This window comes from Maribellus sp. YY47, from assembly GCF_023111095.1.
GTDB lineage: Bacteria > Bacteroidota > Bacteroidia > Bacteroidales > Prolixibacteraceae > Draconibacterium.
This window is the reverse complement of sequence record NZ_JALGYW010000021.1, coordinates 84,050-90,896: the sequence shown is the minus strand read 5'-3', so window position 1 is coordinate 90,896 and position 6,847 is coordinate 84,050. Positions and strand designations below refer to the sequence as shown.

Here is a 6,847-nt window from a genome sequence, read left to right as displayed (position 1 = left end):
ATCTCAGTGACAACTTGCAATTTAAAGGACATCGAATAGTCCTTCTGTGTACGCTTAACGTACTGTGAATGATTGATTTCTTTCATAACGCTACTTTTTGTGTAACGCTATTTCAGGACGAGACATTGGATAGAATAAAAAAGAGGTTACAGCAACTGCAACCTCTTTTCTGCGTTAAATGCAAGATTCTTTATTGTGTAAGTCTTTCCAGACGTTTCATGATCGTAAAAATGAAAGCGGCCGAGAGCAGACAGCAAACCACAAAAATGGCCCACAACTGCCAGATCTCGATTTTGTCCCAGAAGAAACTTCCGATTCCGAGCAGTTTGTTACCAACGGCTGTTGCGAGTAGCCAACCTCCCTGCATTAAGCCCTGGAAGCGCGGCGGCGAAACTTTTGATACAAACGAAAGTCCCATAGGGCTCAGGAATAATTCAGCAACGGTAAGAATCAGGTAGCTGTTCATCAGCCAGTAAGGCGAGATTCTTGATGAATCAGGAACCGGGCTTCCGTTTAGTTCAAAAGGCGAAACGATATCGAGCGAACCCACAAGCATTACAAGAAATCCAACAGCTGCAATGATCATCCCGATACCAATTTTGCGTGGTGTTGATGGTTCTTTGCCCCGGTCAGAAAGCCAGGTGAAAATTCCAGACACCAAAAAGGTAAGAGAAACAATAAACAACGGGTTGAAAGATTGGAATACTTCCGGCTGAATGTCGTTACTTGTTCCGGCTTTGTGGAGGAAGAAGTAAGTCAGTATTCCGAAAGCAATAGTCATCACCAATCCGATGATGCGTTGTTTGGACGTGCCTTTTCTTACCAGCAAGACAATACCGGCGATTACTCCGATAACCGACAGTATATTTTCCAGTTCAAAGAACAAATAGGTGAACGGACCCACAGCTTTTGCGGTATAGTCGCGGGCAAAGAATGTCATGGTAAGTCCGTTTTGATGGAACGACATCCAGAAAAAGATTACCACTCCGAAAACCAGCAACAGAGCAATAATCCGTGGCCTTTCTTCTTTGGTTGATATACTTACGATCCAGGTAATGAAAGCGGCAAACAAACCAACAGCAAAACCGATACCTGTATCAATTTTCAGAATAAAGAAAAGTGAAGTAACAGCTGCCATTACTGCCAGCGAAAGGAATACCTTGAAAACACCAATGTTGGGTTCGTTTTTGTTTTCTGATTTAACCACTTCCTTATTTGGAAGGAGGCGGTTAAAGAAAATATATACAGCCAGTGAAATCAACATAGCACCGGCGGCAATTCCAAATGCGTAATTATACCCTTTCGAGAATACTTCGATATAGTTTTGTGCAAACGCGGTAAGATCGGTAACCGGGCCATTGATGTTAGCCGAATTGGCCAGCTGTTGAAAAGTGTCCATGTCTTTTAAAGTACCATTCAATACCTGGTGACACATGGCCGGCAAACTTCCGTCGTGAAGCAATCCGTTTGTTTTTAGCCACCAGTTACGGGCAGCATTGGCGGCAAACGGTGCAAAAAAGGCGCCCACATTAATTCCCATATAGAATAACAGGTAAGCTTTGTCGCGCAGTTTTTCATATTGCGGATTGTCGTACATCTGTCCCACCACAGCCTGCAGGTTTCCTTTGAAAAGACCATTCCCCAAAGCGATGGTGAAAAGAAAGATAACGGTTGTGGTCAGACTCATTCCTGGAATAGCCATCATAACATAACCGAGAAACATAATTACGATACCGACCATAATGACCGATTTATATCGTTTGGTTGCATCGGCAATAATACCACCAAGCAAGGCCAGCGCGTAAATGGCAAAATAGAACCAGCTGTAAATACTTCCGGCTGTTTCTGCATTTACATCAAATTTGGCCTGTAGGAAAAGTACCAGGATGGCCATCATGGTGTAAAAGCCAAAACGTTCGCCCATGTTAGCGAAAAAGGCAACAATAAGCCCTTTAGGATGATTTTTGAACATATGGATAAGTTTTGTTGATTTTTAATTTCACTTTAGAAACCGAACAAATATAGAATTCTTTTTAAGTTGAGATACAGACAAAGGTCAGCTTCGTTGATTTTCCTGAACCTGATGCCCATATTTTTGTAATTTTGATAAAAAAGTTGTCGATGAAGCTTTTCACTACAAAACAAATTGCCCAACTGGATCAATATACCATTTCACACGAGCCCGTTGACGATATCGATCTGATGGAACGTGCCTCGCTGCAAATTACCAGCTGGATCATTCAGCGATTCTCCACGGAACAAAGAATGGTGATTTTTGCCGGGCCGGGAAACAACGGGGGAGATGCTCTGGCGATTGCCCGTCAGCTGGCTGAGTTTGATTTTTCCTGCGAAGTTTATTTAGTGGATTTTGGAAAAGAACTGAAAGGATCGCCGGCAACAAACTGGCAGCGGCTTGAAGAGCAGGGCCGTGTAAAACTCTCACGCATTCGTGAGGTTAAAGACATTCCCAACTTGCAGGACGATGACGTTGTTTTGGATGGTTTGTTTGGCTCAGGACTAAGCCGGCCGCTCGAAGGTTTGCCGGCTGCGCTTGTCAATTTTATGAATCAGACCACCAATACCATTATTGCCATCGATATTCCCAGCGGGTTGATGGGAGAAGATAACTCAGGTAACACCGATCACATCATCAGGGCCGATTTTACCTTGACCTTTCAATTTCCAAAAATCAGTTTTCTGTTTGCCGAGAACGAGCAGTATGTTGGCGAGTGGACAGTTTTACCGATTGGTTTGCATCCCGATGGAATTGAGAAGGAAGAATCACTTTATCACTGGCTGGAAAGAGAAGAGGTTCAGGAAATGATCCCAGTACGATCAAAATTTGAGCACAAAGGAACGTTGGGGCATGCTTTGCTGATTGCCGGAAGTTTTGGAAAAATGGGTGCCGCTGTTCTTTCTTCAAAAGCCTGTTTGCGGGCGGGAGTTGGTTTGCTGACTACTCACATTCCTAGACTTGGTTATTCCATTTTACAAACGGCAGTGCCCGAAGCCATGGCCAGTGTCGATCAGCACGATTCGGTTTTTACTGAATTTCCAAAGTTGGAACCTTATTCTGCCATTGGAGTTGGCCCGGGTTTGGATCAGAAACATAATACGCGGAAAGCCCTCTGCGCTTTGCTCGAAAGTGCCAAAGTGCCTTTGGTGATCGATGCAGATGCCTTGAACATCCTGTCGGCTCAAAAAGAATGGCTCGATAAACTTCCGGCAGGGTCAATATTAACACCGCATCCGGGTGAATTCAGACGCTTGGTGGGCGATACCGAAAATTCATATCAAAGTATTCAGAAACAGCTGGAGTTTTCAAAAAAGTACCGCTGTGTGGTGGTGCTGAAAGGTGCATGCACTTCGGTTTCATTGCCCGACGGAAGACTGTTTTTTAATTCGACCGGAAATCCCGGGATGGCAACAGCGGGCAGTGGCGATGTACTCACGGGGGTGATTCTTGGGTTACTGGCACAGGGAATGTCACCGGAAGAAGCTGCACTGACCGGGGTTTTTATTCACGGCCTGGCAGGTGATGTTGCTGCCCAAAAAAGATCGGAGTTTTCGCTGATTGCCGGCGATATTGTAGAAGAAATGGGTGAGGCTTTCAGAAAAATGATGAATTGATCATATTATTTGGCTCATCCTTTCGTTTATTGAGATAATCAAAGTGAATTTCTATCAGCATCCAAAATATTTTCAAATGCAAACACAAGGCGTCGTTTTCGACTTTAACGGAACACTTTTTTGGGATACCGAACTTCAAAACCGTTCGTGGGACGAGTTTATGGAAAACTATGGATTAAAACTTTGTTCGGAAGAAAAGGATACCTGGATACACGGAATCAATGCAAAAGACACTTTTGAATACCTGTTTAAACGCCCGTGCAATGAAGACGAAGTACATCGGTTGACCGAGGAAAAAGAAGTGATTTACCGAAGAATGTGTCTGGAACAGGGCCTGGAGTGGGCTCCGGGAGCACTGGATCTCATTTATTTTCTAACGGAAAACAAGGTGCCAATTGCCATTGCTACGGCGTCGGCAAAAAACAACGTCGATTTTTTTATTCAACACATGGGCTTACTCGAACATTTCCGCCGCGATCATATTATTTTCAACGATGGCACCAGCCGGGGAAAACCACATCCCGATCTTTTTAGTAAAGCAATTTTGGCGCTGGGACTTTCTCCCGAAAATGTAACGATTTTCGAAGATTCAATGGCCGGTGTGGAAGCGGCCCGAAATGCCGGAGCCGGTAACATTATGGTGGTAAATGGCACTCCCCAACGATTCGGAAAATATAATTATCCCATCATTACTCATTTTGAGCAGGTTGATCGCAGTGCTTTTCTGAATTAAGAAGTGTCTTCACTTCGAATTTTACAGGCTTCTGAATTTTTTTCATCCGTTCCCCAACGGTGATTTTTGTATTTGGCTTTTACGTACATTTGCCTGTCAAATAAACAGAACATGAATCGTAGAAATAAAATCGGAAGCACTCGTCCTGCCTGTTATCACAGAGCGGAAATGCTCATGTTCATGTTTATCTTTTCTGAACTCTGATTCCCCGGTTCCATATTCTTACCCCCCGTTTTTCATTCGTTCATTATCCATTTTTGAACTGTTTTTATGGAACCCTATTACAACTGGTTGAATTCGCTGGTGAACAGGAATAAAGCCGAATTTTCAGCGTGGAGTGACTTAAAGTGGTTAAATACTTACGCTGCCCGCGAGGCACAGGAAAAAAGAGACGAACTTACCGCAGAACTAGATGGAAGTCTCCTTTTTAAGGAAACAAAACCTTATTATAACCGAATTTCAAACGGTTGTAAATTGTGTGGTTTGGGGCAGTGGAGTTGTCTGTTTATTACCGGCAAGTGCAATGCTTCTTGTTTTTATTGTCCCACGTCGCAGCTTACAGATGATTTGCCCACTACGCAGAATCTTACATTCGCAAGTTCACAGGCATACGCCGAATACATCAACCATTTCAATTTTAAAGGAGTTAGTTTTAGCGGGGGAGAGCCACTATTATTCTTCGATCGGACGCTCGATTATTTGAAACAGGTAAGACGAAGATGCAAACCTGAGCTTTATGCCTGGATGTACACCAATGGAATTCTGGGAGATGTGCAGAAGTTTCGAAAACTGGCATCGGCAGGGATCAACGAAGTTCGTTTTGATATTGGAGCTACCGCTTTCAGCCTTGATAAGCTGAAACTGGCAAAAGGAATCATCCCCAATATAACGATTGAAATCCCCGCGGTTCCGGAGCGAAAAGACCAGCTCATAAAGTTGCTTCCGCAAATGATGGAAGCAGGTGTCACCAACCTGAATCTTCACCAGCTGCGTTTGACGACACACAATGTGAAACATTTGAGCAAAAGGAACTACAGTTACATTCATGCGGAACATCCGATAGTGCTTGAATCGGAAATGGCTGCCCTTGAAATATTAAATGCTGCACGGGAAAACAGTCTGGATATCGGTATCAACTATTGCTCTTTCTACTTTAAAAACCGCTTTCAGAAAGCAGGATTCAGAACGCGGCTGGCACATGCTCTTGCCAGTCCCGATGAGGTGCTCACCCAAAACGGCTACATCCGCGAATACGACGGGAAAATACTTTCGTATAAAGCTTTCAGGATATTTGATGTAAAGCCCGAAACCAATACCGTGACTGAATTTGAACTGGCAGGAAAGAAATATTTCTACTTAAAAGAGCAAATGTTGAAGCCTACTTTGCTCGATGATGAAGACCGAAATGCAGTGGAGGATATACTGGCTCACGAACCGGATCAGATTCCAACCGATCCTTTGTTGTTCCGAATCTGGCAACTGGAATATGTGGAAAGAGGTTTACGTGAGTATTGATTTAGTTGTCGGGGACTAGTTCTCACGCAAAGAATGCAAAGTGTTTTTGAGATCGAAAATGAAATTCAGAGAATCAGTGTTTTGCGGGCTTAGCGCTTATTTGTTTGCTTGGCGAGAACCGATTTTATTCACTAATTATTGAAAATTCAGATGAGATTGGTCCATTTCCCCTGGCGTGTGGTCTCTTGAATGGCAGTTTCCAGCATTTCCAGAAAGTCTTTTCGGGGAATGGGCTTTGCGCCCATACTGGCCAAATGATCGGTGGGTTGCTGTGCATCGATAAACGCAAACCGGTGTTTCAATGCAAATTGAACCAGGTGATAAAAGGCTACTTTGCTGGCGTCGGCTTTTGAGAAAAACATCGACTCTCCAAAAAAGCAGTTGCCAAGCGAAAGGCCGTATAAACCACCTGCCAGCTTTCCTTCAAAATAGCTTTCAAACGAATGGGCATATCCGAGCTCGTGCAGTTTTACATAGGCTTCAATAATGTCGCTGGTAATCCATGTTTCGTCCTCGTGACTTCTTTTGATCTTGCTGCAGCTGGTAATCACTTCACGGAATGCGGTATCCACACGCAGTTCAAAAGTCCCTTTGTTGAACACCTGTCGCAAACTCTTTCTGACCTTAAAATCCCCGGGCAACAACACCATTCGGGGATTGGGCGACCACCATAAGATAGGTTCGTCATCACAAAACCACGGAAAAATTCCCTGGAGGTAGGCCGATAACAGGAATTCGGGAGTGAGTTCTCCTCCCATGGCTATCAACCCTTCATCATCGGCTAAATTCGGATCGGGAAATTCTATCATCATGCGCAAATATATTAAATAGGCCTGCTTATCGGTTGCGCCAAGGCTTGCTTTTTGCGTTTAATCCTTGTCGCTTTGAATTTTCATGGCCGCATCAAAATAATTTTAATATTTTTGATGTTCTACTAAAATATCTTATTGCATATACTTGCAGAAGATG

At 43.7% G+C, this 6,847-nt stretch carries 5 protein-coding genes; 3 read left to right on the top strand and 2 right to left on the bottom strand.

Going from position 1 to position 6,847, the window contains the following annotated elements; translation table 11 throughout:
• Window positions 1–190 precede the first annotated feature (190 nt).
• Window positions 191–1,972: a peptide MFS transporter gene (locus tag MR764_RS16215; protein WP_247980495.1), complete on the bottom strand. Its 1,782-nt coding sequence runs from the start codon at window positions 1,970–1,972 to the stop codon at window positions 191–193.
• A gap of 149 nt (window positions 1,973–2,121) precedes the next feature.
• On the opposite strand from MR764_RS16215, the gene MR764_RS16210 reads away from it, so the two are divergent.
• The 3 genes from MR764_RS16210 to MR764_RS16200 all read left to right on the top strand — a co-directional run bounded on the left by MR764_RS16210 (window position 2,122) and on the right by MR764_RS16200 (window position 5,878).
• The gene (locus MR764_RS16210; protein WP_247980494.1) at window positions 2,122–3,630 is read left to right on the top strand and encodes an NAD(P)H-hydrate dehydratase; all 1,509 of its coding nucleotides are present in this window, start codon (window positions 2,122–2,124) and stop codon (window positions 3,628–3,630) included.
• 76 nt (window positions 3,631–3,706) lie between these two features.
• Window positions 3,707–4,363 carry an HAD family phosphatase gene (locus MR764_RS16205; RefSeq protein ID WP_247980493.1) on the top strand — a complete coding sequence of 219 codons (657 nt, stop codon included), beginning with the start codon at window positions 3,707–3,709 and terminating at the stop codon, window positions 4,361–4,363.
• Window positions 4,364–4,633: 270 nt separating this feature from the next.
• Complete coding sequence (locus MR764_RS16200; RefSeq protein WP_247980492.1) at window positions 4,634–5,878, top strand: radical SAM protein; 1,245 nt, start codon at window positions 4,634–4,636, stop codon at window positions 5,876–5,878.
• A gap of 146 nt (window positions 5,879–6,024) precedes the next feature.
• Here the strand turns inward: MR764_RS16200 and aat are convergent, their stop codons facing one another.
• The gene (gene aat / locus MR764_RS16195; RefSeq protein ID WP_247980491.1) at window positions 6,025–6,690 is read right to left on the bottom strand and encodes a leucyl/phenylalanyl-tRNA--protein transferase; all 666 of its coding nucleotides are present in this window, start codon (window positions 6,688–6,690) and stop codon (window positions 6,025–6,027) included.
• Window positions 6,691–6,847: the final 157 nt, after the last annotated feature.

Coding starts and splice junctions, on each gene's coding strand:
- MR764_RS16200 (WP_247980492.1), top strand. CDS start 4,634: ATGGAACCCTATTACAACTGGTTGAATTCGCTGGTGAACAGGAATAAA.
- MR764_RS16215 (WP_247980495.1), bottom strand. CDS start 1,972: ATGTTCAAAAATCATCCTAAAGGGCTTATTGTTGCCTTTTTCGCTAAC.
- MR764_RS16210 (WP_247980494.1), top strand. CDS start 2,122: ATGAAGCTTTTCACTACAAAACAAATTGCCCAACTGGATCAATATACC.
- aat (WP_247980491.1), bottom strand. CDS start 6,690: ATGATGATAGAATTTCCCGATCCGAATTTAGCCGATGATGAAGGGTTG.
- MR764_RS16205 (WP_247980493.1), top strand. CDS start 3,707: ATGCAAACACAAGGCGTCGTTTTCGACTTTAACGGAACACTTTTTTGG.